19 protein-coding genes are annotated in these 23078 nt (G+C 32.9%); 8 read left to right on the top strand and 11 right to left on the bottom strand.

All coding sequences use genetic code 11. From position 1 onward, the window contains the following. Nucleotide 1 precedes the first annotated feature (1 nt). Genes B0I03_RS04795 through panC form a run of 4 tightly spaced genes read right to left on the bottom strand, consistent with a single transcriptional unit; the run spans nucleotide 2 to nucleotide 3432 of the window. The gene (locus tag B0I03_RS04795; protein ID WP_111566312.1) at nucleotides 2-1216 is read right to left on the bottom strand and encodes an alpha/beta hydrolase; all 1215 of its coding nucleotides are present in this window, start codon (nucleotides 1214-1216) and stop codon (nucleotides 2-4) included. A gap of 39 nt (nucleotides 1217-1255) precedes the next feature. Continuing rightward, nucleotides 1256-2218 (bottom strand): lysylphosphatidylglycerol synthase transmembrane domain-containing protein, encoded by a 963-nt coding sequence (locus B0I03_RS04790; protein ID WP_111566311.1) that lies wholly within the window; start codon nucleotides 2216-2218, stop codon nucleotides 1256-1258. A gap of 1 nt (nucleotide 2219) precedes the next feature. Beyond that, complete coding sequence (gene panD / locus B0I03_RS04785; RefSeq protein WP_008255780.1) at nucleotides 2220-2570, bottom strand: aspartate 1-decarboxylase; 351 nt, start codon at nucleotides 2568-2570, stop codon at nucleotides 2220-2222. 13 nt (nucleotides 2571-2583) lie between these two features. Further along, nucleotides 2584-3432, bottom strand: a complete 849-nt coding sequence (panC, locus tag B0I03_RS04780) for a pantoate--beta-alanine ligase (RefSeq protein WP_111566310.1) — start codon at nucleotides 3430-3432, stop codon at nucleotides 2584-2586. A 107-nt stretch (nucleotides 3433-3539) separates the two neighbouring features. On the opposite strand from panC, the gene B0I03_RS04775 reads away from it, so the two are divergent. The 5 genes from B0I03_RS04775 (at nucleotide 3540) to B0I03_RS04755 (ending at nucleotide 9973) form a co-directional block, all read left to right on the top strand. Then, nucleotides 3540-4346 carry a glycogen/starch synthase gene (locus B0I03_RS04775; RefSeq protein WP_111566309.1) on the top strand — a complete coding sequence of 269 codons (807 nt, stop codon included), beginning with the start codon at nucleotides 3540-3542 and terminating at the stop codon, nucleotides 4344-4346. A 15-nt stretch (nucleotides 4347-4361) separates the two neighbouring features. Beyond that, nucleotides 4362-6098, top strand: a complete 1737-nt coding sequence (locus B0I03_RS04770) for a DUF4270 domain-containing protein (protein ID WP_111566308.1) — start codon at nucleotides 4362-4364, stop codon at nucleotides 6096-6098. A 3-nt stretch (nucleotides 6099-6101) separates the two neighbouring features. Then, complete coding sequence (gene glmS, locus B0I03_RS04765) at nucleotides 6102-7949, top strand: glutamine--fructose-6-phosphate transaminase (isomerizing) (protein WP_111566307.1); 1848 nt, start codon at nucleotides 6102-6104, stop codon at nucleotides 7947-7949. A 152-nt stretch (nucleotides 7950-8101) separates the two neighbouring features. Continuing rightward, the gene (gene atpD / locus B0I03_RS04760; RefSeq protein ID WP_111566306.1) at nucleotides 8102-9613 is read left to right on the top strand and encodes a F0F1 ATP synthase subunit beta; all 1512 of its coding nucleotides are present in this window, start codon (nucleotides 8102-8104) and stop codon (nucleotides 9611-9613) included. 78 nt (nucleotides 9614-9691) lie between these two features. Further along, entirely contained in the window at nucleotides 9692-9973 is a 282-nt protein-coding gene (locus B0I03_RS04755) for a F0F1 ATP synthase subunit epsilon (RefSeq protein ID WP_111566305.1), read from the top strand. Nucleotides 9974-10027: 54 nt separating this feature from the next. Here B0I03_RS04755 and B0I03_RS04750 read toward each other — a convergent pair whose 3' ends face one another. Next, entirely contained in the window at nucleotides 10028-11524 is a 1497-nt protein-coding gene (locus tag B0I03_RS04750) for an aminotransferase-like domain-containing protein (protein WP_111566304.1), read from the bottom strand. A gap of 68 nt (nucleotides 11525-11592) precedes the next feature. Between B0I03_RS04750 and B0I03_RS04745 the strand changes: the two genes are divergently transcribed. Further along, nucleotides 11593-13416, top strand: a complete 1824-nt coding sequence (locus tag B0I03_RS04745; RefSeq protein ID WP_111566303.1) for a TonB-dependent receptor plug domain-containing protein — start codon at nucleotides 11593-11595, stop codon at nucleotides 13414-13416. Between the two features lie 144 nt (nucleotides 13417-13560). Here the strand turns inward: B0I03_RS04745 and B0I03_RS04740 are convergent, their stop codons facing one another. The 3 genes from B0I03_RS04740 to aspS form a co-directional block, all read right to left on the bottom strand. Then, on the bottom strand, nucleotides 13561-13761 hold the full coding sequence (locus B0I03_RS04740) for a cold-shock protein (protein WP_008255794.1): 201 nt from the start codon (nucleotides 13759-13761) through the stop codon (nucleotides 13561-13563). A gap of 81 nt (nucleotides 13762-13842) precedes the next feature. Then, nucleotides 13843-14073 (bottom strand): hypothetical protein, encoded by a 231-nt coding sequence (locus tag B0I03_RS04735; RefSeq protein ID WP_111566302.1) that lies wholly within the window; start codon nucleotides 14071-14073, stop codon nucleotides 13843-13845. A gap of 1 nt (nucleotide 14074) precedes the next feature. Next, entirely contained in the window at nucleotides 14075-15820 is a 1746-nt protein-coding gene (gene aspS / locus B0I03_RS04730; RefSeq protein ID WP_111566301.1) for an aspartate--tRNA ligase, read from the bottom strand. A 91-nt stretch (nucleotides 15821-15911) separates the two neighbouring features. Here aspS and B0I03_RS04725 point away from each other — a divergent pair, with 91 nt between their 5' ends. After that, nucleotides 15912-16919 carry a TlpA family protein disulfide reductase gene (locus B0I03_RS04725; protein ID WP_111566300.1) on the top strand — a complete coding sequence of 336 codons (1008 nt, stop codon included), beginning with the start codon at nucleotides 15912-15914 and terminating at the stop codon, nucleotides 16917-16919. Nucleotides 16920-17083: 164 nt separating this feature from the next. Further along, entirely contained in the window at nucleotides 17084-17428 is a 345-nt protein-coding gene (locus B0I03_RS04720) for a toxin-antitoxin system YwqK family antitoxin (protein ID WP_111566299.1), read from the top strand. Between the two features lie 51 nt (nucleotides 17429-17479). On the opposite strand, the gene B0I03_RS04715 is transcribed toward B0I03_RS04720, so the two are convergent. From B0I03_RS04715 to B0I03_RS04705, 3 genes are read right to left on the bottom strand one after another with little or no spacing between them, the layout of a single operon-like run. Beyond that, entirely contained in the window at nucleotides 17480-20656 is a 3177-nt protein-coding gene (locus B0I03_RS04715; RefSeq protein ID WP_111566298.1) for an efflux RND transporter permease subunit, read from the bottom strand. Between the two features lie 8 nt (nucleotides 20657-20664). Then, on the bottom strand, nucleotides 20665-21732 hold the full coding sequence (locus B0I03_RS04710) for an efflux RND transporter periplasmic adaptor subunit (RefSeq protein WP_026724499.1): 1068 nt from the start codon (nucleotides 21730-21732) through the stop codon (nucleotides 20665-20667). A gap of 5 nt (nucleotides 21733-21737) precedes the next feature. Then, the gene (locus B0I03_RS04705; RefSeq protein WP_111566297.1) at nucleotides 21738-23078 is read right to left on the bottom strand and encodes a TolC family protein; all 1341 of its coding nucleotides are present in this window, start codon (nucleotides 23076-23078) and stop codon (nucleotides 21738-21740) included.

Here is a 23078-nt window from a genome sequence, read left to right as displayed (position 1 = left end):
TTTATTCCTGTTTTTCTGTTGGTTCTTCTGTTGGAGTTTCCGCTGGAACTTCAGCTGGAGCTTCTTCAGTTGGTTTGTCTGGTTTTCCTTTTAAAGCTTCTGCACGATTTAGCATGAAATCTTTAGTTAATTCACGAATTGCTTCTTGTGTAAAAGCTTTTTGATAGGTTTTAATTGCTCTTTTGTAGTTACCTGTTTTTTCGTAATACACAGCTTCATGATACGTTCCTAAAGTGGTTTTAGGGTAATGTTTATTAGCGTAATCACTTAAAGGAAGTAACTCATTATAGGCTTTGTTTTTCATGATTGCAGCTTCAATAGCTTTAAAGTCAGATAATCTTGGTTTCATTTTAAAACCGAAACGTTTTTCTAATTCGTCGTATTTCGCTACCAAATAATCAGTATAACCTGCATCTAATTTTAGAATTTTATCTTGAAATTCTACCATTGAAATGGGTTGGTAACCATCAAAAATAAAATAAATAGCATTTGGAATGGCTTTAGCCACTAACGAATAATGCGATGCGCCTTTGAAAGCATCGTTTTGATATTTAAAAGTAGCATTTGGAATAGCTTTGATATTAGCATCTAATTCCGCTGCTTTTTCGTTGATTTCTTTTAAATCACCTTCTCCTGTTGCTTGATAATAGAAAACAGGTTTGGTCATTTTAGCCAAACGTTCTGCTACGCGTTTTTCCATTTCTGGAGCCATTTCTGGAGCTAATGAAATATAAGCGTTAAAAATTGGATTGTCTTTGTAAAGATAAAAATTTAAGAAACCAGCTGTTGTATCATGTCCTGCAATCATTCGGAAAGGAATGGTACGATATTTTTTATCTACATACGGATATAATTCTTGTCCTATGAATTCGAAGAAATTTGCTCCTGTACCCGATGGAAATCCTGCTTCGTCAAATTCGCTATCTGCAAAACGAGTTTCTCCATTATTTTGATCAATTGCGATGATAATCATTTCAGGTAAATCATCCCAATAAGCGCCATATTTTAAAATTCCTTCAAAAGGATCTAGTAGGTATTCGCCATCTAAAATTAATAAAGTTGGGTAGCTTTTCTCTGGACTTGTAGCGTATGATGGTGGTGTTACAACCGTAAAAGTTCGTGTGCCTAATTTCTTAGATTCGATGGTTTCTGGTGTACGCTGTGCAAATAAACAAGACGATACCAGTAAAGCAAAAAGGAAAAGTTTGGTTTTCATTTTAAATAGTTTGGTTAAATAGATTAGCAATTTACTAATTTATTTTTTATTTAAAATAGGTAAAAGCAAATAAGATAATAATCCTAGGAAAATGGTTAAAAGTGTTTGAGAAACCCAGATTAAATAACCAAAAGCAGTTCCAATTCCTTCCGAAATTCCGTACAAGCTTAAAATAGAAGCTACCGCTAAAGGATAAGCGCCTAATCCACCATTTGTAAATCCTACAGCTAGTGTTCCGAAAATAAATCCCATCACTACAACATCAAAACTAATATCAGCTGTTTCAGGTAGGGCAAAAATGGTTACATAAAACATCGCTAAGTAAGAAAACCAAATAAAGAATGAATGAAAAATATACTTCCATTTGTCTTTCATTTTTAAGATGCTTTGCATTCCTTCGATTAATCCTGAAAGTTTTTGTTTTAGTTTTAAAATGATTTTCCATTCGGCATAAATCCAAACCAAAATAAAAATGATAAATAAAACAATTCCTAAGATTCCAGCCCAAATTAAAGTCTCAAATTTTACTCCATTATTAACTAGATATTGGTAAATGGTGTCAAATTGCAAAACAAAACCAATAGTTACAAAAAGTAAAAAAATCAACATGTCTACAATTCGTTCGGCTACTATTGTTCCAAATGCTTTATCGAAAGGGACATCTTCATATTTTTTCAACAAAGCGGCTCTTGATACTTCACCAGAGCGAGGAATGGTTAAATTGACCAAATATGAAACACAAACCGTAAAAAAATCGTTATGAAATTTAGTATGATATCCTAAGTGTTGTAAAGCAAATTTCCAGCGATAGGCTCTAGACCAAAATCCGAAAAGCGCTATAAAAAGGGATAAATAAATGTAGAAATAATCAGCTTTTATAAAACTGATTTTAATTTTTTCTAATTCTTCGGGTGTAAGCGTGGAGTATTGATAATAAATTATGCCTAACCCAATAAAAAGTGGGATAGTTAGACTTAAAAATTTTCGAATACTAGCTTTCAAACTAGGTTAAAGAATTATCTTTCTCGTTAGGAAAAACTAAAGTAGGTTTGAACTTTTTAGCCTCTTCAAAGTCCATAATTCCGTAAGAAATGATGATAACGATATCACCACGGTGTACTTTGCGAGCCGCAGGTCCGTTTAATGTGATTTCTCCAGTATTTCTTGGTCCTTTGATGGCATACGTTTCTAATCGTTCACCATTGTTAATGTTAACGATTTGTACTTTTTCACCTTCTATAATGTTAGAAGCTTCCATTAGTGCTTCGTCGATGGTGATACTTCCTATATAATTCAAATCGGCACCCGTTACGGTTACTCTATGAATTTTCGATTTTACTACTTGAATTTGCATGATGCAAAGGTAATTAATTTAGTGAAATATTATCAATTAATCTGATATTCTCAATGAAAATGGCAATAAATCCGCGATATTTTTTGTTGGATTCTTTTTCAGAAACTGGTAAAAGTGTTGCTTCATCGGCGATTTCAAAATATTCTAATTCAAATTCAAGATGTTTTTTGAATTCTTTTTCTACAAATTTTATAGTTTCTTCGGCTGAATTCGTTTGAAAAATTTCTTTTGCCAAATTTAGTATTTGATAAATAATTGCCGCTTTTTCTCGTGCAGATTCGGAAAGACGTTCGTTTCTTGAACTCATTGCTAATCCGTTTGCTTCTCTTTGAATAGGGCAACCAATAACTTCAACTGGAATGTTATGTTTTAAAACTAATTTTTTTACAATTTGTAGTTGTTGAAAATCTTTTTCACCAAAATAAGCTTTATTTGGTTGAACAATTTCAAAAAGACGTTTTACAATAGTTCCAACGCCATCAAAATGTCCTGGTCGGTGTTTTCCTTCCATTTGATTTTCTAAACCATCGTAATCAAAATTTTCTGAAATCGTATTTCCTTCATAAATATCGGCTACTTCTGGAGCATAAACGATGATGTTGTTGTTTAAATCTTGCATGATTTGCACATCGCGCTCTAATGTTCTAGGGTATTTATCTAAATCTTCAGCGTTGTTAAATTGTGTTGGATTTACAAAAATACTCATTACTGTTACATCGTTTTCATAAAGTGAATTTTTCAGTAACGATAAGTGTCCTTGATGTAATGCTCCCATTGTAGGAACAAATCCAATGGATTTATTTTGTTTGATTAATGGGCTTAAAAAAGCGCTTAAATCGGACTTTTTGTTAAAAATGAGCATTTTCTACTTTGTTATTTCAGGTGCAAACTTACTATTTTAGTAGATAAATCCATAAAATTTTGTAATTTTGCAAGGTTTTTTAAAACATTAATTAACTAGAATACATTATGGAAGACAAGAGGATATTGTATGTATCATCTGAAGTGGTGCCTTATTTAGCTGAAAATGAAGTGTCGTTGCAATCGTATGAAATGCCAAAAATGATTAATGATTTAGGTGGGCAGATACGAATTTTTATGCCTAGATACGGTAATATTAACGAAAGAAGACATCAATTACACGAAGTTATTCGTTTATCAGGAATGAATTTGGTGGTAAATGATATGGATATGCCTCTAATTATTAAAGTAGCTTCAATTCCTAAAGAGCGAATTCAAGTTTATTTTATTGATAACGACGAATATTTCAAAAGAAAAGCAACTTTTTCAGATGAAGAAGGTGTTTTATATCCAGATAATGACGAAAGAGCTATTTTCTTCGCAAAAGGAGTAGTTGAAACGGTTAAGAAATTGAATTGGGTTCCAGATGTAATTCATGTTCACGGTTGGATGGCTGCAATGTTGCCGGTTTACTTAAAACATTATTATAAAGATGAAGGTATTTTTGCCGAAACAAAAATTATTTCTTCGGTTTATGAGCAAGGATTTGAAGGAGAATTAGACAAAGAATTTATCAATAAAGTGTTGTTTGATAATATTGAAAAAGAAGCGGTTTCAGATTTAGCTTCGCCAACTTTCGAAAACTTAATGAAAGTTTCTATTGCTCACTCAGATGCAGTAGTAGCGGGTTCTGAAGTGTTGTCTCCAACTTTAACAAAATTTATAGAAAGTTCAAACAAACCTTTTTTACCTTTCGCCTCTAAAGACACAATTAAAGAAGTATATACTTCGTTTATTAAAAATCACGTATTATAAAAGGGTTTTACCGTTATGAAAAAAAGTTTTTTAAAGATATCCTCTCTATTATTTCTGTTTATTGTATTAATTTCATGTGATAAGGATTTTAATTCCTTAGATTCAGATGTAATAGGTGATGATCATTTTGATTTAGTAAAATATGATGTACAAAATTTAATTGCTTATTCAAAAGCAACAGGTCCTGTGCAGACAAATAATTTACCATTAAATGCGCTTGGGATTTATAATAATCCAAAATTTGGACTTACAAAAGCTCATTTTGTTACGCAGGTTGAACTAGGAACTGAGAATCCTTCATTTGGATATAATCCTGTTATAGATTCAGTTTATTTATATGTGCCTTATTTTGTAGACCCTGATTTTACTACTGAAACAAGTGGAGAGCGTATTTATGAATTAGATTCTATTTATGGAAATCCAGAAACAGGAAAATTTAAATTAAACGTTATTGAAAGTAAATACTATTTAAGAGACTTTGATCCGTCGGATGATTTACAATCAGCGCAAAATTATTATAGTGATGAGAAAAGTATATTTGATGTACCAGCCCATAGAGGTGAAATTTTAAATACAAGTTCAAATATTGCGCAAAATAATGAGTTTTATTTCAGTAAGAAAGAACTGTATATTTATAAGACAAATGGTGCTGGCCTGTATATTGATGCAAATGGTGCAGTTTTGTCAAATCAAAATGATGCTTCATTACGTGTTATAAAAGAAAGAAAAACACCAGGAATGTGGTTGGATTTGAAAAATAGTTTTTTTCAACAAAAAATTTTAGATGCTGCTTCATCTGGTAATTTATTTAACAACAATGTTTTCAAAAATTACTTTAGAGGTCTTTTGTTTGAGGTTGAAGAAATTAGTCCTAATCAAGGAGCTATGGCAATTTTAGATTTTTCTAGAGCAGAATTTAAGATTATTTATAAATCTTCTATTGAGCCTACAACTGAAAATCCAAACCCAGCTAGAACAAGAAAAGAGTTTTCTTTAAAAATGGGTTATAATGCTCTTACTTCATTAAGAAGTAATTGTGTTAATTTTTTAGAGCAATCGTATGCTCCAGAATATTTGGCTGGGCTAAATGATGCAGATCCAGTTTTAGGTAATGAAAAATTATATATCAAAGGAGGAGATGGTTCTATCGCCTTTATTGATCTTTTTGGAAATGGAGAATTAGAAAGATTAAGACAAGAAGTGGCAGAAGGAAATAAAATGATTAATGATGCTAGGCTTACTTTTTATATTGATAAAGACTATATGAGTACCGTTGCTGATGAGCCGCTTAGAATTTTTGTATTTGATGCAACAAATAATAAAGTGGTTATTGATTATACTTTTGATCCTTCAACAAGTTCAAACCCTAAAAACAGCAAAGTGGTTTATGGTGGAATGATTCAGGAAGAAACTATTGGTGGCAATAAAAAAACTATTAAATATACAATCCGATTAACAGAACATATTAAAAGAATCATAAAAGCAGATGCTAATGGTGTATATTTAGACAATGTAAAACTTGGTGTTTCTGTTACTGAATCTATTAATCTTGTTTCAAGTGTAGCATTAAAGAATTCGATCTTAGCTGGTACAACTCAGGTTGCTAATATTCCAATGTCTTCCGTTTTGAATCCTTTAGGAACGGCTTTACATGGTCCTTTAAGTACTGAAACTTATGAAAATAATGAAGGTGAAATAATTCCAATGAAATTACAAATGATTATTTATTTTACTGAACCTAATAACGAATAGTATATGTGTGGAATTGTAGGTTATATTGGTCATAGAGACGCATATCCTGTAATCATAAAAGGATTACACAGATTAGAATATAGAGGTTATGATAGTGCAGGTATTGTATTATATGACGGAAAAGATTTAAAATTATCAAAAACCAAAGGAAAAGTTTCTGACCTTGAAGCTAAAGCTGAAAGCGAGAAAACGACTATTGGTAAAATAGGTATGGGACACACGCGTTGGGCAACTCATGGAGTTCCTAACGATGTAAATTCACATCCACATTTTTCTAATTCGGGGAAATTAGTGATTATTCATAATGGAATCATCGAAAATTATGAGCCATTAAAACAAGAATTAATAAAAAGGGGGTACACTTTCAAGTCTGATACTGATACAGAAGTATTAGTAAATTTGATTGAAGAAGTTAAGAAAAAAGAAAATTGTAAACTAGGAAAAGCAGTTCAAGTTGCATTAAACCAAGTTATTGGTGCTTATGCGATTGCGGTAATCGATGTTGAAAAACCAGACGAAATTATCGTAGCTCGTTTAGGGAGTCCTTTAGCAATTGGAATTGGTGAAGACGAGTTTTTCATCGCATCAGATGCAACTCCATTTATCGAATATACTTCAAATGCTATTTATTTAGAAGATGAAGAAATGGCGATTGTGCGATTACACAAACCATTAAAAGTTAGAAAAATCAAAGACGATTCATTGGTTGATCCTTATATTCAAGAACTTCAATTAAACTTAGAGCAAATTGAAAAAGGAGGTTACGATCATTTTATGATGAAAGAAATCTACGAACAACCAAGCGTAATCAAAGATACTTACAGAGGAAGACTTTTGGCAAACAAAGGAATTATCCAAATGTCAGGTGTTGAAGATAATTTAGAAAAGTTCTTAAACGCAAAACGAATCCTTATTGTAGCTTGTGGAACTTCATGGCATGCAGGATTAGTTGCAGAATATATTATTGAAGAATTTTCAAGAATTCCAGTAGAAGTAGAATACGCATCAGAATTCAGATATAGAAATCCAATCATTAATAAGGATGATGTTGTTATTGCAATTTCACAATCAGGTGAAACAGCAGATACGTTAGCAGCAATCAAATTGGCTAAAGAAAACGGAGCATTTGTATTCGGAGTTTGCAACGTGGTAGGTTCTTCAATTTCTCGTGAAACACATGCAGGAGCTTACACGCACGCAGGTCCAGAAATCGGAGTGGCTTCTACAAAAGCATTTACAACTCAAATTACTATTCTTACTTTGTTAGCATTACGTTTAGCAAAAGCAAAAGGAACAATGAATAATTCAGATTACCAACGTTATTTGTTGGAATTAGAATTAATGCCTGAGAAAGTGCAAGAAGCTTTATTAACAAATGATGTTGCTAAACAAATTGCCGAAATTTACAAAGATGCAACCAATTGCTTATACTTAGGAAGAGGGTATAACTTCCCGGTAGCTTTAGAGGGTGCATTAAAATTAAAAGAAATTTCATATATCCACGCAGAAGGATATCCAGCTGCAGAAATGAAGCACGGACCAATTGCATTGATTGACGAACATATGCCAGTAATTGTAATTGCTCCTAACAAAGGACATTATGATAAAGTGGTAAGTAATATTCAAGAAATAAAATCAAGAAGCGGAAAAATTATTGCTGTAGTTACTAAAGGAGATACGCAAGTAAAAGCTTTAGCAGACCACGTAATTGAAATTCCAGAAACAAACGAACCATTTACACCATTATTAACTACAATTCCGTTACAATTATTATCGTATCATATTGCAGTTTTAAGAGGTTGTAATGTCGATCAACCTAGGAATTTAGCAAAATCCGTTACCGTAGAATAACATTTTAAAAGCGAAATTGGAAGATTTCGCTTTTTTATTGCAAAAAATTCAAAAAATAAATTGCAAAATTGTTTTAGAAAAAACTATCTTTGCACTCGGAAAAATACATCATTTTTTCAACATTAATTAGCTATTAAATAAATACATAAGCAATGTCTAGAATCACAGGAAAAGTTGCACAAATTATCGGGCCAGTTGTTGACGTCGTTTTCAACGATTCAAATAACGAATTACCTAAAATTTACGATTCATTAGAAATCACTAAAAAAGACGGTACTTTATTAGTATTAGAAGTTCAATCTCACATTGGTGAAAACACTGTACGTACCATTTCGATGGACTCTACAGATGGTTTGGCAAGAGGAGCAGAAGTAGTTGCTACTGGTGCTGCAATTCAAATGCCAATTGGGGCTGACGTTTTTGGTCGTTTATTTAATGTAATTGGTGATGCAATCGACGGTTTAGGAGATTTACCTAAATCAGGTGCAAATGGTTTGCCAATCCACAGACCAGCTCCAAAATTTGAAGACTTATCAACTTCTTCTGAAGTTTTATTTACAGGTATTAAAGTAATCGACCTTATTGAGCCTTATGCAAAAGGAGGTAAAATTGGATTATTTGGTGGTGCCGGAGTAGGTAAAACAGTATTGATTCAGGAGTTGATTAACAATATTGCAAAAGGTCACGGTGGACTTTCTGTATTCGCAGGAGTAGGGGAAAGAACACGTGAAGGAAATGACTTACTTCGTGAGATGTTAGAGTCAGGAATTATTAAATATGGTGACGATTTCATGCACTCTATGGAAAATGGAGGATGGGATTTGTCTAAAGTAGATATGCCAGGAATGAGAGAGTCTAAAGCTACTTTCGTTTTCGGACAAATGAATGAGCCACCTGGAGCTCGTGCTCGTGTAGCACTTTCAGGATTATCTATTGCTGAGTATTTCCGTGATGGAGCTGGATCTGACCAAGGTAAAGACGTATTATTCTTCGTTGATAATATCTTCCGTTTTACACAAGCAGGTTCTGAAGTATCGGCTTTATTAGGTCGTATGCCATCTGCGGTAGGTTACCAACCTACATTAGCAACTGAAATGGGTGCAATGCAAGAGCGTATTACTTCAACTAAAAAAGGATCTATTACATCTGTACAAGCGGTTTACGTACCTGCGGATGACTTAACTGACCCTGCACCAGCAACAACGTTTGCTCACTTAGATGCAACAACTGTATTGTCTCGTAAAATTGCTGAGTTAGGTATTTATCCAGCGGTAGATCCATTAGATTCTACTTCTCGTATCTTAACTCCAGAAATCTTAGGAAAAGAACACTATGAGTGTGCTCAAAGAGTAAAAGAGATTCTTCAAAAATACAAACAATTACAAGATATTATCGCTATCTTAGGTATGGAAGAGTTATCTGAAGAAGATAAATTAGCAGTATCTCGTGCACGTCGTGTACAACGTTTCTTATCTCAACCTTTCCACGTAGCGGAGCAATTTACAGGTATTCCAGGAGTATTGGTTGATATTAAAGAAACTATCAAAGGATTTAACATGATTATGGACGGTGAATTAGACCACTTACCAGAAGCAGCGTTCAACCTTAAAGGTACTATCGAAGAAGCTATCGAAGCTGGACAAAAAATGTTAGCAGAAGCATAATTAATGATGAGTGGTAAATGGTGAGTGGTAAATTAATGTTCACTCACAATTCACAATTCATAATTCACAATTAAAAATATGATTTTAGAAATAGTATCACCAGAAGCTACATTGTTTAAAGGAGAAGTTACTTCGGTAGCAGTTCCTGGAATTAACGGTGAGTTTCAAATGCTAAATAATCACGCACCTATTGTTTCATTATTGGCAAAAGGGAATGTGAAAATCAACGCTCAAAACATTAAAATTGAAAAAGAATTCGCTTCTAAATTCAATAAAGTAAATGAGCAAACGTATTGGTTACCTATTAATTCAGGCACCATCGAAATGAATGAAAACAAGATTATTGTTTTAGCCGACTAAGACAATAGATTTATAGTAAAAAGTCCTGCAATTTGCAGGACTTTTTTTGTTTTATTACTTTGTGATTGTATCGTATGCCAATTTTAATTTACTTATCACAATTTCAATTTCTTCTTCATTCAAATGCCCAAAACCAAAACGGATAGCACATGTGTTTTTATCTTGGTAAAGAATGGTCTTCGGAAGAAGTACATCTAATTTCGAAACTTCTTCCGCAAGTTGAATTAATGATATAGAAGGGTTAAATTCAATCCAAATGGCTAATCCACCGGAAGGCTTTTTAAATTGAATGGTTTCATTGAAATAGCACTTCAAACATTCACAAGCAAAATCTCTTCTTTGTTTGTAAATGATGGTGTTCTTTTTCAGTAAACGATGAATTTCACCTTCATAAATTAATTCCGAAAGCACTTGTTCTTGAATTAAGTCGCCCTGCTTGTCTAACATTTGAAGATAGTTTTTGGCTTCCAAAATCAAATTTTCAGGAGCTACTACAAATCCAGTTTGAAAACTTGGAAATAATGATTGACCAAGTTTTCCAAGATAAATCACCATTCCATTTCCATCTGAACTTGCCATGGGCAACATAGCGGAACCGTCGAGTTGAAAATCATAATCAAAATCATCTTCAATTATGGCAAATTGGTATTTCTTGGCAAGCTGTAAAAGATGTAATCTTCGTTCGGCAGACAAAGTGTTTGTAGTTGGATAATCGCGATTAGAACAAACATAAATACATCGGATTTTACCTTTTGTAAAATGTTTTTCAATGTAATTGATGTCTAATCCATTTTCATCAACGGGAATAGTTTTAATGTCGGCTCCAGCTTCTTGAAAAATCATATTGGCATTATAATTACTCAAATTTCCAACCAAAACCACATCTTTTTTACGAATTAAAAGTTGCGAGATGATGTATAAACTCATTTCGGTACTTCGTGTACTGATTAAATTTGTGGGTTTGATGTGAAATCCTCTCGTTGCATTTAAAAAATTGCATAATTGATTTTCAAATGTAGAATAGCTGTTTTTTGATGTATTGTTCCATTTTGAAATCAACGATTTTCGTTTCATTGATGTGCCGTACCATTTTGAAAATTCGTGAATAGGATGTAATCGTAAATCGGGTTGACCGTCGTTTAAAATGAATTTTGCTTCCGAAAATTCTTGTGTTGAAGCTAAGTGAAACGAAGTCTGAAATGGGAATCCCGTAGTTTTAGGATAACTATATGCATCGTTTATTTTATTAGATCTCGCTTTAATGGAAGCTGTTTTTTGTTTTGGAACCAAGATAAAAGTGCCTTTGTTTGGAATGATTTCAACCCAACCTTGCGAAGCTAATTCGTCATAAACCGCAACTGCCGTATTTCTGTGAATGTTGAGTAACTGGCTGAAAATTCGGGTGCCGGGTAAAGCTGTTCCTTCTTTAAGATACCTTCTTTGAACAGCATTAATAATTTGTTGCGAAATTTGAATATACACGGAAGTAGCACTCGTTTTATCAAAGTGAATAAGTTCTTTCAATAATACATTAACCGGACTATCTTTCATTTTAAAACTGGACTATTTTAATCGTCCGGAAAGTTACGACTTTTGCACCGTTTTAAAATAAACTTCAAATGAAAAACAAATACTTTTTATCTGTCTTGCTTTTTGGTTCTATATTAGGAAATGCACAGGAAACAGAATTAAAAACAGATTCTCTTAAAGAAGTTGTGGTTACTTCTTCTCGTATTGATTTACCTTTTAAAGAAAATTCAAGAACAATTCAAATTGTTACCGCTGAAGACATCAAAAAATTAGGTGTTACAAACGTTGCAGATGCTTTACAACAGGTTGCAGGAATTGATGTAAGACGCCAAGGTGTAAACGGAATGCAAGCCGATTTATACATCAGAGGTGGAAGTTTTGATCAAACGTTATTACTTATAGATGGGATTAAAGTTGATGATCCGCAAACTGGACATCACACGATGAATTTAGCTTTGCCAATTGAAGTAATCAAAAGAATTGAGGTAATTAAAGGTCCCGCTGCTCGTGTTTTTGGACAAAATGCTTTTACTGGAGCGGTTAATATTGTTACAAAAGATGTAGAAGAAAATTCTTTGATTGCGAAAGTACAAGGAGGTTCTTTTGGTCAATTTATTGCTGAAGCTACTGGTGCAGTTAGTTTAAAAGAAAGTAGTCATATCTTGCATTTTTCAAAGAATTTTTCTGAAGGATATCGTCATAATACCGATTTTGATAATACCAATTATGTATTGAAAAGTCAATTCAATAAAAATAAATTACCAATTGAGTTACTGACAACTTATTCAGAAAGAAAATTTGGTGCAAATGGTTTTTACGGAATTCCATCGGCAAAAGAGCAATATGAAGAAACACAAGCGAGTTTAGTTGGACTTTCAACTGTGATTAAAAAAGGAAATTTAACTTGGAAACCAAGAGTGTATTGGAGAAGAAATCAAGATGAATATCACTACATAAGAAGCAATCCGTCGGCATATAGAAATTTACATATTACCAATAAGTTAGCTGCAGAATTAAACGGTTCGTATGAATCAAAAGCTGGAATCACTGGTTTCGGTATTGAAATGGCTAAATATTACATTTCAAGTAATCGATTAGGTGATAACTCAAGAGAAATGGCTTCAGTATTTTTAGAACATCGTTTTCAGTTTTTGGATAAAAAATTTGATATAACACCAGGAGTTGCTGTTTCTTATTTTTCGGATTTTGACAGCAAAGCATTCCCAGGATTAGATTTAGGTTATCAAATTTCTTCTGATTTTAGAGTGTATGGAAACATTGGATATACTTACCGAGTTCCAACGTATACCGATTTTTATTACATAGGTCCACAAGCCATTGGAAACGAAAATTTGCAACCAGAAGAAGCTATTTCGGAAGAAATTGGAGTGAAATGGTTAACTAAAAAGTTTGATTTTACGTTTGCAGCATTCAATAGAGATTCAAATGATTTGATAGATTATGTAAGATTGACAGAATCAGACGTGGTTTATACGCCTCAAAACATTCAGGATGTAAATACGAAAGGATTTGAAACACAAGTAGAATATCGTTTTACATTGAATTCTTTGCCACAAAAAATTAAAATGGGTTACACTTTTATAGAAGACGATGTTAAGCAAACCAGTGCTGCTTATTCAAGATATTCCATTAATTCTATGAAACATCAATTTGTTGGAAATTATGCAATGGAATGGTTCAAGAATTTCAGCAATTCTATCGGATATAGATATGTAGAAAGAACTTCCGGAATTAGTTATAATATTTGGGATGTAAGTGCCTCATACAAATTAAAAGAGTTGGAATTCTCTATCTACGCTAATAATATTTTCAACACAGAGTATGTTGAAGCAGGAATGGTACCAATGCCAAAGGGAAATATTTTATTTGGAGTAAAGTATTTATTTAAGTAAAATATGGTTTGATTAGTTTAAGAGGGCTGCAGTAATGTAGCTCTTTTTTTATGGGGTAAAGTTTTGTTGATAAATAACGGCACAAAAAAAGTCCCGATTTAATCGGGACTTAGTTCTTTCTAGGTAATCAAAAAATAATATATATTAGTCTTCGATAACTACTACTTGAGCAGCTACTTTACCTTTTCTTCCTTCTTCTTCTTCGTAACTAACAGCATCACCTTCATTTAAAGATTCAACTCTCATTCCGCTAGCGTGTACGAAAATGTCTTTTCCAGTTTCATCATCAGTAATAAAACCGTAACCTTTTGATTCATTGAAGAACTTAACTTTACCTGTTCTCATTTTGTATTGTAAAAAATTAATAATTATCAAAGATATACTTATTTACAACACAAACAAGAAAAAGTTAAAAATATTTCAAAATTACTGATTATCAGTATCTTCTTTTTTCTTTAAACCTAAGTTTAGCATTCGTTCTCTAGTTTCTTTATTTTTAAACCTTGAATATAAAAACAAAGGCATAAGAACAAAAGCGGCTAATAGGACTCCAATTCCAATCCATTTATCGCCATTTAAGCCACTATTTTTTTGAAAATATCCAAAAGAAATTAGGCAAGCAATGATAACGATAAGACCAATTAGAACCTTTTTCATATTATCTTAGTTTAATATGTAATTCTTGTAATTGTGCTTCATCAATAGTTGAAGGCGCATCAATCATTACATCTCTTCCTGAGTTATTTTTAGGGAAAGCAATAAAATCACGAATCGTTTCTTGTCCGCCTAAAATAGAAACTAATCTATCTAAACCAAACGCTAAACCTCCGTGTGGTGGTGCTCCAAATTCGAAAGCATTCATTAAGAATCCAAACTGAGCTAAAGCTTCTTCTTTACTAAATCCTAATAAATCGAACATTCTTGATTGTAATTCTCTATCGTGAATACGAATAGAACCGCCACCAATTTCGTTTCCGTTTAATACCATATCATAAGCATTAGCACGAACTTTTCCTGGTTCAGTTTCAATTAATGCCATGTCTTCTGGTTTTGGAGAAGTAAATGGATGGTGCATTGCATGGTATCTTCCACTTTCTTCATCCCATTCTAATAAAGGAAAATCAACCACCCATAATGGTGCAAATTCGTCTGGTTTTCTCAAACCTAAACGCGTTGCTACTTCCATTCTTAAAGCGGATAATTGCGTTCTTACTTTATTTGCGTTTCCAGATAAGATTAAGATTAAATCACCTGGTTTTGCATTGGTAATTTCGGCCCATTTTTTCAAATCTTCTTGATCGTAGAATTTATCTACTGATGATTTAAAAGTTCCATCTTCTTCACATTTTACATATACCATTCCCGAAGCTCCAACTTGAGGGCGTTTTACCCAATCAATTAAAGCATCGATTTCTTTTCTTGTATAATTTGCACAACCTGGTGCAGCGATTCCAACAACTAATTCAGCTGAATTGAATACTGGGAAATCTTTATGTTGTGCTACAGCGTTTAACTCTCCGAATTTCATTTCAAAACGAATATCTGGTTTGTCGTTACCGTAGGTTTTCATTGCGTAATCATAAGTAATTCTTGGGAATTTATCTACTTCAATTCCTTTGATTTCTTTTAGTAAATGACGCGTTAAACCTTCAAACATATCTAAAATATCTTCTTGCTCAACGAATGCCATTTCACAATCGATTTGTGTAAATTCTGGTTGACGGTCAGCACGTAAATCTTCATCACGGAAACATTTCACAATTTGGAAATATTTGTCCATTCCACCTACCATCAACAACTGTTTGAACGTTTGTGGTGATTGTGGAAGTGCATAAAACTGTCCTTCGTTCATTCTACTCGGCACTACGAAATCACGTGCACCTTCTGGAGTAGATTTAATTAAATAAGGCGTTTCTACATCACAAAAACCTTGGTCAGAAAGGTATTTTCTAACTTCCATCGATACTTTATGACGGAACAATAAGTTGTTTTTAACCGGATTTCTTCTGATGTCTAAGTAACGGTATTTCATACGAATATCTTCACCACCATCAGTTTCGTCTTCGATAGTAAATGGAGGCAATTGTGCTTCGTTTAAAATAGTTAATTCAGAAACTAAAATTTCAATGTCACCCGTTGCCATATTTGGGTTTTTTGAAACACGCTCAATAACAGTTCCTTTGATTTGAATAACAAATTCTCTTCCTAATGATTTTGCTTTTTCAATAACGGCTTTGTCGGTTCTTTGTTCGTCAAAGATTAATTGTGTGATTCCGTATCTATCACGTAAATCAACCCAAATCATAAATCCTTTATCTCTCGATTTTTGAACCCAACCTGCAAGGGTAACTTCTGTATTGATGTGTGAAGCATTTAATTCACCACAGTTATGACTTCTGTACATTTCTTGAAATTTTTTGCAAATGTAGTAACAAATATTAATTTTATTCGTTTAATTTTAATAGATTTGAGTCAATAAATAACACTTTTAAAACATGAAAAAAGCATTCTTTTTGTTTTTTGTAGCAATTTTTTCTGGATTTGCTCAAAATACAACCAATACCGTTTCATTAAACGTGAAAATCGCCAATAGATTTTCGGATACAATTACGATTTCTTCGGGAAGATCTTTCAAACAAAAAGTTGGAATTAATAAAAAAGGAGAATTTCAAACCACTTTTGAAGCTTCAAAAGATGGAGGATTATACCGTTTGAATGATGGCAACGAAGGAACTACTATGTTTTTGAAAAATGGTTACGATTTAAAGTTGACATTAGATACCAAAGATTTTGATGAAACTATTGTTTACAAAGGGAAAGGAGCTAATGAAAATAATTATTTAGCTAAAAAAGCTTTAGCTGATGAAAAGTTTGAAATGGAGTTAGAAGCTTTATTTGATGCTGACGAAGCTACTTTTAAAGATGCACTAGCTAAGAAGAAAGCGAATGATATCAGTTTGATTGACGGTAAAGGTTTTGATGAAACTTTAGTAAAAATGTTACGTCCTTCATTTGATCAAGAAGAGAAATTCTTATTGGATTATTATAATCAAAAAGTGGCGGCTAAGAAAATGGAAGGAATTGTTTCTCCATCATTTGATTACGAAAACCATAAGGGTGGAAAAACGAAATTGGAAGATTTAAGAGGTAAGTACGTTTATATTGATGTTTGGGCAACTTGGTGTGGACCATGTTTGGCTGAGATTCCTCACTTAAAGAAAGTAGAAGCTAAATATCATGGGAAAAACATCGAGTTTGTAAGTATTTCTGTTGATACTGAAAAGGATTATGAGAAATGGAAAAAAATGGTGGTTTCTAAAGAATTAGGCGGAATTCAATTGTTTGCAGACAAAAACTGGACTTCTGATTTTGTAAAAGCTTTTGGAATTAACTCTATTCCAAGATTCATTTTAATTGGACCTGATGGAAAAGTTATCAAAGCAGATGCTGCAAGACCTTCATCAGCTTCATTAACTGAATTATTAGATGGTTTAGTGAAATAATTTAGGATATATTTTATATTTAGTTTAAAGCCAATATATTACGTATTGGCTTTTTCAATGTTAAGTTTTTATCTAATGTTACCAAATTGTTAAGTAAAAGTTTTTTTATTGTAAAATATATTTTATATTTGTTACTGTAATGTTAACCTAAAAAAGAAAAGAGTATGAAAAAAGTAGTGATTGCAGTAGTTTTATTGGTTTCGAGTTTGTCATTTGCACAAGAAGTAAAACCAAAATTTGAAGTGGTTGACCAAATGGTAAAAGCAACATATTATTATGATAACGGACAAGTAAAACAAGAAGGATATTACTTAGACGGAAAATTACATGGAAAATGGATGGCTTACAACGAAGATGGTAGCAAACAATCAATCGGAGAATACAACAAAGGAGCTAAAACTGGAAAATGGTTTTTTTGGAGTGATACAACATTAAGTGAAGTTGATTTTTCAGATAGCAGAATTGCTGAAGTGAAAAAATGGTCAAAAGATGTTTTAGTTAAAAATTAATTCAATTTAAAGTATAAAAAAAGTCCCGATTTAATCGGGACTTTTTTGTTTTTATAATGTGTGTTTCGGATTAAAACCGTCTTCACTTAATTCTGTGTGAACATAATCGGCAACCATTTCAGCTTCATAATCTGTTTTTTCTCCTTTAGAGAATTTAGCGATTATTTTCTCCATGATTTCATAAATTACAGGAACCACAATTAAGGTTAAGAATAATGATGAAATTAATCCACCAATAATTACCCAAGCCAAACCGTTTTTCCATTCTGCTCCAGCACCAGAAGCTAATGCAATTGGGAACATACCAAATACCATCGCAATTGTAGTCATTAAAATTGGACGTAACCTTGCATGATTCGCTTGAATTAATGCGGTTCTAATACTTTCTCCTGCTTTACGTCTTTGATTCGTATAATCCACCAACATAATCGCATTTTTACACACCAGACCAATTAGCATGATGATACCTAAAATGGTGAAAATATTCAATGTATTGTTTGTTAAAGCTAAAGCTAGCATAGCTCCAATGAACGAAAGTGGAATCGCAAACAATACTACAAATGGATGCACAAAACTGTCGTATAACGAAACCATTACAAGGTAAACCAAGATAATAGCAGCTAATAAAGCAATTCCAAGTGTTCCAAAACCTTCAGATTGATTTTCCATATCACCACCCCAAATATAATCTACACCTGTTGGTTTTTCTAACTTATCAATTTTTTCTTGCCATTGCGAAACAATAGTTCCTGAAGCAACACCCACATTTTGACCTTTTACAGTTACAGATGCTGATTTGTCTCTACGTTCTAATTCACTTGGACCAGAACTTTCAGAAACGGTTGCAAATTGAATTAATTTAATTTGTTCTCCTCTATCGTTAATGAAAATTAAGTTACTTACATCTGCAATACTTTTTCTGTCGAATGCATTATATTTAATGTTGATGTCGTATTCATATTCTCCAGCTCTAAATTTACCATCAGTGTTTCCACTAAATGCAGTTTGCATTGTCATACCTACTGTTTGTAAACTCAATCCAAGAGCTGCCATTTTATCTCTGTCAACCTGAACATTTACTTCAGGATTTCCGTCTTCTACTGATAATTCAATTTCTGTTGCTCCAGGAATCGTACGTAATTCTCTTTCAGCAGCTTTAGCAAATGCCATAGCTGTTTCTACATTCGGACCCGTAACAATTAAACCTAAAGTAGCGTCTTCAGCAGTTCCTAAAATACCTACTGGAACTGTTTTAACTTTTGCTCCAACTAAGATTTTCTCTAATTTACGTTTTGTTTTGGCAGCATAAACGTTTGCTGGTTCATCACGTTTGTCTAAACCAACCATTTTTACGTTAATCTCCGATTTATAAGCAGTTGCTTGAGAAGCTCCTAAACCTTCACTAGTTTGACCAATAGTTGTAATTTGACTGTGAACGTATTCTTCATTTTTCAAGAAAGCTTCTGCTTTTTGTGTCATAAAGTTGGTTTGTTCTAACGAAGCGTCTTTTGGCATTTCAATTTGAACTAAAAACTCACCACTATCAGATGCTGCGAAGAATTCTCCTCCAATAAATCCACCACCCATTAATCCGATGGTTGAACCAAAGAACAATACTAAAACAACCGCGATAGTTTTAATATAATGGTCTAAACACCAATTTAATAATCCTGAAACCCAGTCAGTAAAACGAGTTAAATAACTTTCAAATCCAAGAATGATTCTTCCGAAAAAGTTTTTACCCGTAATGTGTTCTAATTTTCCATATCTTGATGATAACCAAGGAATAATAGTAAACGAAGCCACTAACGACAACAAAGTAGAGATAATAACCGTTACACAGAATTGCGTAATAATGTTTGAAACTAATCCGGTACTCATTGCAATTGGTAAAAACACTACCACAATTACTAAGGTAATCGATACTACGGTTCCTCCAATTTCGGCTGTTCCATCATAAGCAGCACGAACTTTGTTTTTACCCATTTCCATATGGCGGTAAATGTTTTCCAATACCACAATCGCGTCATCCACCAAGATACCAACTACCAATGATAATCCTAATAAACTCATTAAGTTTAAGGTGTATCCCATTAAGTAAATCCCAATGAAAGTTGCAATTAACGAAGCAGGAATCGAAACCATTACAATTAACGAGTTTCTAACACTGTGTAAGAAAAACAACATTACTAAAGCTACTAATATAACGGCAATAAGTAAATCGTGAACTACCGCATCTGCTGCTTCTAATGTGAAAATAGTACTGTCTTTTGCAATTTCTAATTGTAATCCTTTAGATTTATAATCGTTCTCTAATTTGTTGATGGTTTTTACCAATTCTTCACTTACTGCTACAGCATTTGCATCAGATTGTTTTACAATTTGCAAAAGAATAGCACTTTTTTGATCTACACGAGCAACTTTTTCAGCAATTTTTTGCGTGTCTTGAACATCTGCAATATCACCTAAACGAACTTGAATTCCGTTTCTTGATGACACTATTAAGTTTCTTAATTCTTCAACATTTTTATATTTTCCAGCTAAACGGATTAATATTTTTTGGTCACGCGTTTGAATGTTTCCTGTAGGGAAATCCAAATTTGATGATAAAATATTTTGTTGGACTTGCGGAATCGAAAGTCCGTAACCTTGCATTTTTACGGCATCAAGATTTACTTGAATTTCTCTCTCTTGTCCACCAATAATGTTTACTTGCGCAACACCTTGAACACGAGATAAAATTGGAGCTAATTTTTTATCAATTAAGTCGTAAAAAGCAACTTCGTCCATTTTTCCGTTGGCACCAATTGTCATAATTGGTAAATCACTCAAGGAGAATTTAGTTAACGAAGGTGTTTCTGCATCATCTGGTAAATCACTAATGATGGCGTTAATTTTACGTTGTGCATCGTTCATCGAAATATTAACATCAGCATTTGAAGTTAAAGTGATGGATACGGTTGATAAACTTTCGTACGATTTGGCATCAATTTTTTTGATGTTTTCTAAAGAAGCTACGGCATCTTCAATTTTTTTAGTTACCGTGTTTTCAATTTCACTTGGCGATGCACCAGGATAAATTGTGGCAATTGTAATTACGTTGGTTTCAAATTTAGGAATTAATTCGTAGCCTAAATTGCTATAACTGAACAGTCCACCAAGTGTTAGAATTGTAAACAATACAATTACTAACGACGGACGTTTGATCGATATTTCTGCTAATTTCATATGTTTTATTATTTAATAACTTCAACAGCGTTTCCGTCTTGTAAGTTGATTTGTCCAGTTACAATTACGATTTCTCCGTTAGATAATCCGTCTAAGATTTCTACTTTATCTCCTAAAATTCTACCTGCTGTTACTTTTTTAAGTTTAGCTGTTCCGTTTTCAATTACAAAAATTTCGTTGCTGCTAACACTTCCTACAAATGCATTTCTTGGTACAATTTTCAACGTTTGTTTTTGTTGGTTCGAAGCAAATTTTGCTGTACCGTACATACCTGCTTTTAAGTCGTTTGAAGTATTGTTTGTAATTTCAATTTCAACAGGGAAATTTAAACTTGCATCTGCTTTTGGAGCGATGAAAGTAATTTTTCCAGTAAATTCTTTGTCAGGATACACGTTTGAACCTACTTTAATTACGCTTCCTACTTTTAAACTTGCAACTTGACTTTCGTTAACCGTAACTTTTAATTTTAATTTAGATACGTTTACAATTTCGAATAATTCTGTTGGTGGCATTCCAGATAAAATAGATCCTGGTTCAATGAATTTTTTATTGATAAAACCGCTAATTGGCGCTTTAATTCTAGTATCACCTACGTTGATGTTAGCTTGAGTTAAATTAGCTTTTGCATTTACCATTGCTAATCTTGCTTGGTCTAATTGTTGTTTCGTTACACCACCTGTTTTAAAAGCATTTTCAAATCGTGTATAATCTGCAACAGCGTTTTGATATACTGCATTTGCGTTTTGCGCATTAACGTTAATAACATCGCTTCTTACAATAGCAAGTGTTTGTCCGGCTTTTACATAATCACCTTCTTTAACTAAAACTTGAGTTACTTTTCCAGATTTTTCAGCAGAAAATTTTAACTCTTGAATTGGCTCAAAGTTTCCGTTTGATACGAAATCTAATGAAACTTCTTCTGTTTTTACCGTATCAACTTTTACAGAAACTGACGCGTTTTTTTCAGCTACGATTGCTGTTTTAGCTTCGTTTTCTGTTTTGTTTTTAGTTAATATAAATCCGATTAAACCTAATGAGGCTAAAATGATTACTATGGTTATGATTGTCTTTTTCATTTTAATTATTTATTGGTTAGTGTTTTAAGTTCGCCTTTTGATTTTATGAATTGAATTTCTGCTAATTTATATTCTAAAATAGCACTGGTATAATTGTTTTGTGCTTCAACCATTGCGTTTTCTGCATCTAATAAATCGGTTAATGCAGCTAATCCTTGTGTGTAATTGTTATTGGTATTATCAAAAACTTCTTTAGCAAGTTGTGCGTTTTCCTTTTGATTGTTGATAGTAATCAAACTGTTTTCAAGTTGTTTTTTTGCATTATCAAACGCTAAATCCAATGCTAATTTTGTGTCATCTAGATCTACTTTTATCGAGCTTAATGCATTGTTTGCTTGTCTTACTTTTGCTCTTGTTCCAAATCCTGTAAATAATGGAACTCTTAGACTTAATCCAATAGAAGAAAAGTCTGACCAATAAACACCATCAGCTGGTTTTGCAAATAATGGCATTTCTGGACCTTGACCAATATAATTGTAACTTCCAGTTAATGAAAGTGTTGGATAATAAGCTGCTTGAGCTGCCTTTTTTTGGTAGGTTAATAATTGTTCTTGTTTTTTAAGTAACAAATATTCAGTTCTTCCTGTAACATCAGCTGTTGATGATAAGTCTTGTGGTGTAACTTCAAAAGCGGTATTAGGAATGATGATTTTGTTTTCCATCGGCATTCCCATATAAAATTTCAACGCATTTTCTTGAAGCGAAATCGCATTTAAAATTTGCTGACGTAATGAATTGATATTGTTGACACGAACGGTAATTCTGTCGTAATCAATTTTTTTAGCTAAACCATTATCATATTGACCTTTGATGATGTCTTTTACTTTGTTTGTGTTTTTCAAGTTATTATCAACCACAATTAGTTTTTGTTGTTGCACATATACTTGATAATAGGCATTTGCAACACGTTCGATAACTTGTTCTTCAGTTAATTGCGCGTTTATTTGGTAAAATTCTCTTGTAGATTTAGCCGCTTTCAAACCTGTAAATACTGATTGGTCAAACAAAGCTTGATTTATAGAAACGCCAGCTACCGAGTTCCATTCTTGTCCAAGTGGTGCTAAAATTGTAGTTCCTGGAGCTCCAAAGAAATCGCCTGGTAAAGCATTTAATTGAAGAATAGGATTGTATGTCATGCTTCCATTAGCCGAAATTTGCGGTAAAGCTCTCGAACGTACTTCTTGAATTTTATACTCGCTATTTTCTACTTCTAATTTGGCCTTCTTAGCTTCTGCTTTGTTTTCAAGCGCAAAAGTGATAGCATCTTTTAATGTTAGTGGTGCCACTTCTTGTGCACTTACTGACAGTGTAAAAGTTAATAATGTTATGAGAATTGTTTTCTTCAT

The organism is Flavobacterium aquaticum, assembly GCF_003259835.1.
In the GTDB taxonomy this organism is placed as follows: domain Bacteria; phylum Bacteroidota; class Bacteroidia; order Flavobacteriales; family Flavobacteriaceae; genus Flavobacterium; species Flavobacterium aquaticum.
This window is presented reverse-complemented; position numbering and strand designations above follow the sequence as displayed.

What these genes read in the sequence shown, in the direction of transcription:
- B0I03_RS04795 (WP_111566312.1), bottom strand. Translation starts at nt 1,216, where the DNA reads ATGAAAACCAAACTTTTCCTTTTTGCTTTACTGGTATCGTCTTGTTTA.
- panD (WP_008255780.1), bottom strand. Translation starts at nt 2,570, where the DNA reads ATGCAAATTCAAGTAGTAAAATCGAAAATTCATAGAGTAACCGTAACG.
- panC (WP_111566310.1), bottom strand. Translation starts at nt 3,432, where the DNA reads ATGCTCATTTTTAACAAAAAGTCCGATTTAAGCGCTTTTTTAAGCCCA.
- B0I03_RS04775 (WP_111566309.1), top strand. Translation starts at nt 3,540, where the DNA reads ATGGAAGACAAGAGGATATTGTATGTATCATCTGAAGTGGTGCCTTAT.
- B0I03_RS04770 (WP_111566308.1), top strand. Translation starts at nt 4,362, where the DNA reads ATGAAAAAAAGTTTTTTAAAGATATCCTCTCTATTATTTCTGTTTATT.
- glmS (WP_111566307.1), top strand. Translation starts at nt 6,102, where the DNA reads ATGTGTGGAATTGTAGGTTATATTGGTCATAGAGACGCATATCCTGTA.
- atpD (WP_111566306.1), top strand. Translation starts at nt 8,102, where the DNA reads ATGTCTAGAATCACAGGAAAAGTTGCACAAATTATCGGGCCAGTTGTT.
- B0I03_RS04755 (WP_111566305.1), top strand. Translation starts at nt 9,692, where the DNA reads ATGATTTTAGAAATAGTATCACCAGAAGCTACATTGTTTAAAGGAGAA.
- B0I03_RS04750 (WP_111566304.1), bottom strand. Translation starts at nt 11,524, where the DNA reads ATGAAAGATAGTCCGGTTAATGTATTATTGAAAGAACTTATTCACTTT.
- B0I03_RS04745 (WP_111566303.1), top strand. Translation starts at nt 11,593, where the DNA reads ATGAAAAACAAATACTTTTTATCTGTCTTGCTTTTTGGTTCTATATTA.
- B0I03_RS04740 (WP_008255794.1), bottom strand. Translation starts at nt 13,761, where the DNA reads ATGAGAACAGGTAAAGTTAAGTTCTTCAATGAATCAAAAGGTTACGGT.
- B0I03_RS04735 (WP_111566302.1), bottom strand. Translation starts at nt 14,073, where the DNA reads ATGAAAAAGGTTCTAATTGGTCTTATCGTTATCATTGCTTGCCTAATT.
- aspS (WP_111566301.1), bottom strand. Translation starts at nt 15,820, where the DNA reads ATGTACAGAAGTCATAACTGTGGTGAATTAAATGCTTCACACATCAAT.
- B0I03_RS04725 (WP_111566300.1), top strand. Translation starts at nt 15,912, where the DNA reads ATGAAAAAAGCATTCTTTTTGTTTTTTGTAGCAATTTTTTCTGGATTT.
- B0I03_RS04720 (WP_111566299.1), top strand. Translation starts at nt 17,084, where the DNA reads ATGAAAAAAGTAGTGATTGCAGTAGTTTTATTGGTTTCGAGTTTGTCA.
- B0I03_RS04715 (WP_111566298.1), bottom strand. Translation starts at nt 20,656, where the DNA reads ATGAAATTAGCAGAAATATCGATCAAACGTCCGTCGTTAGTAATTGTA.
- B0I03_RS04710 (WP_026724499.1), bottom strand. Translation starts at nt 21,732, where the DNA reads ATGAAAAAGACAATCATAACCATAGTAATCATTTTAGCCTCATTAGGT.
- B0I03_RS04705 (WP_111566297.1), bottom strand. Translation starts at nt 23,078, where the DNA reads ATGAAGAAAACAATTCTCATAACATTATTAACTTTTACACTGTCAGTA.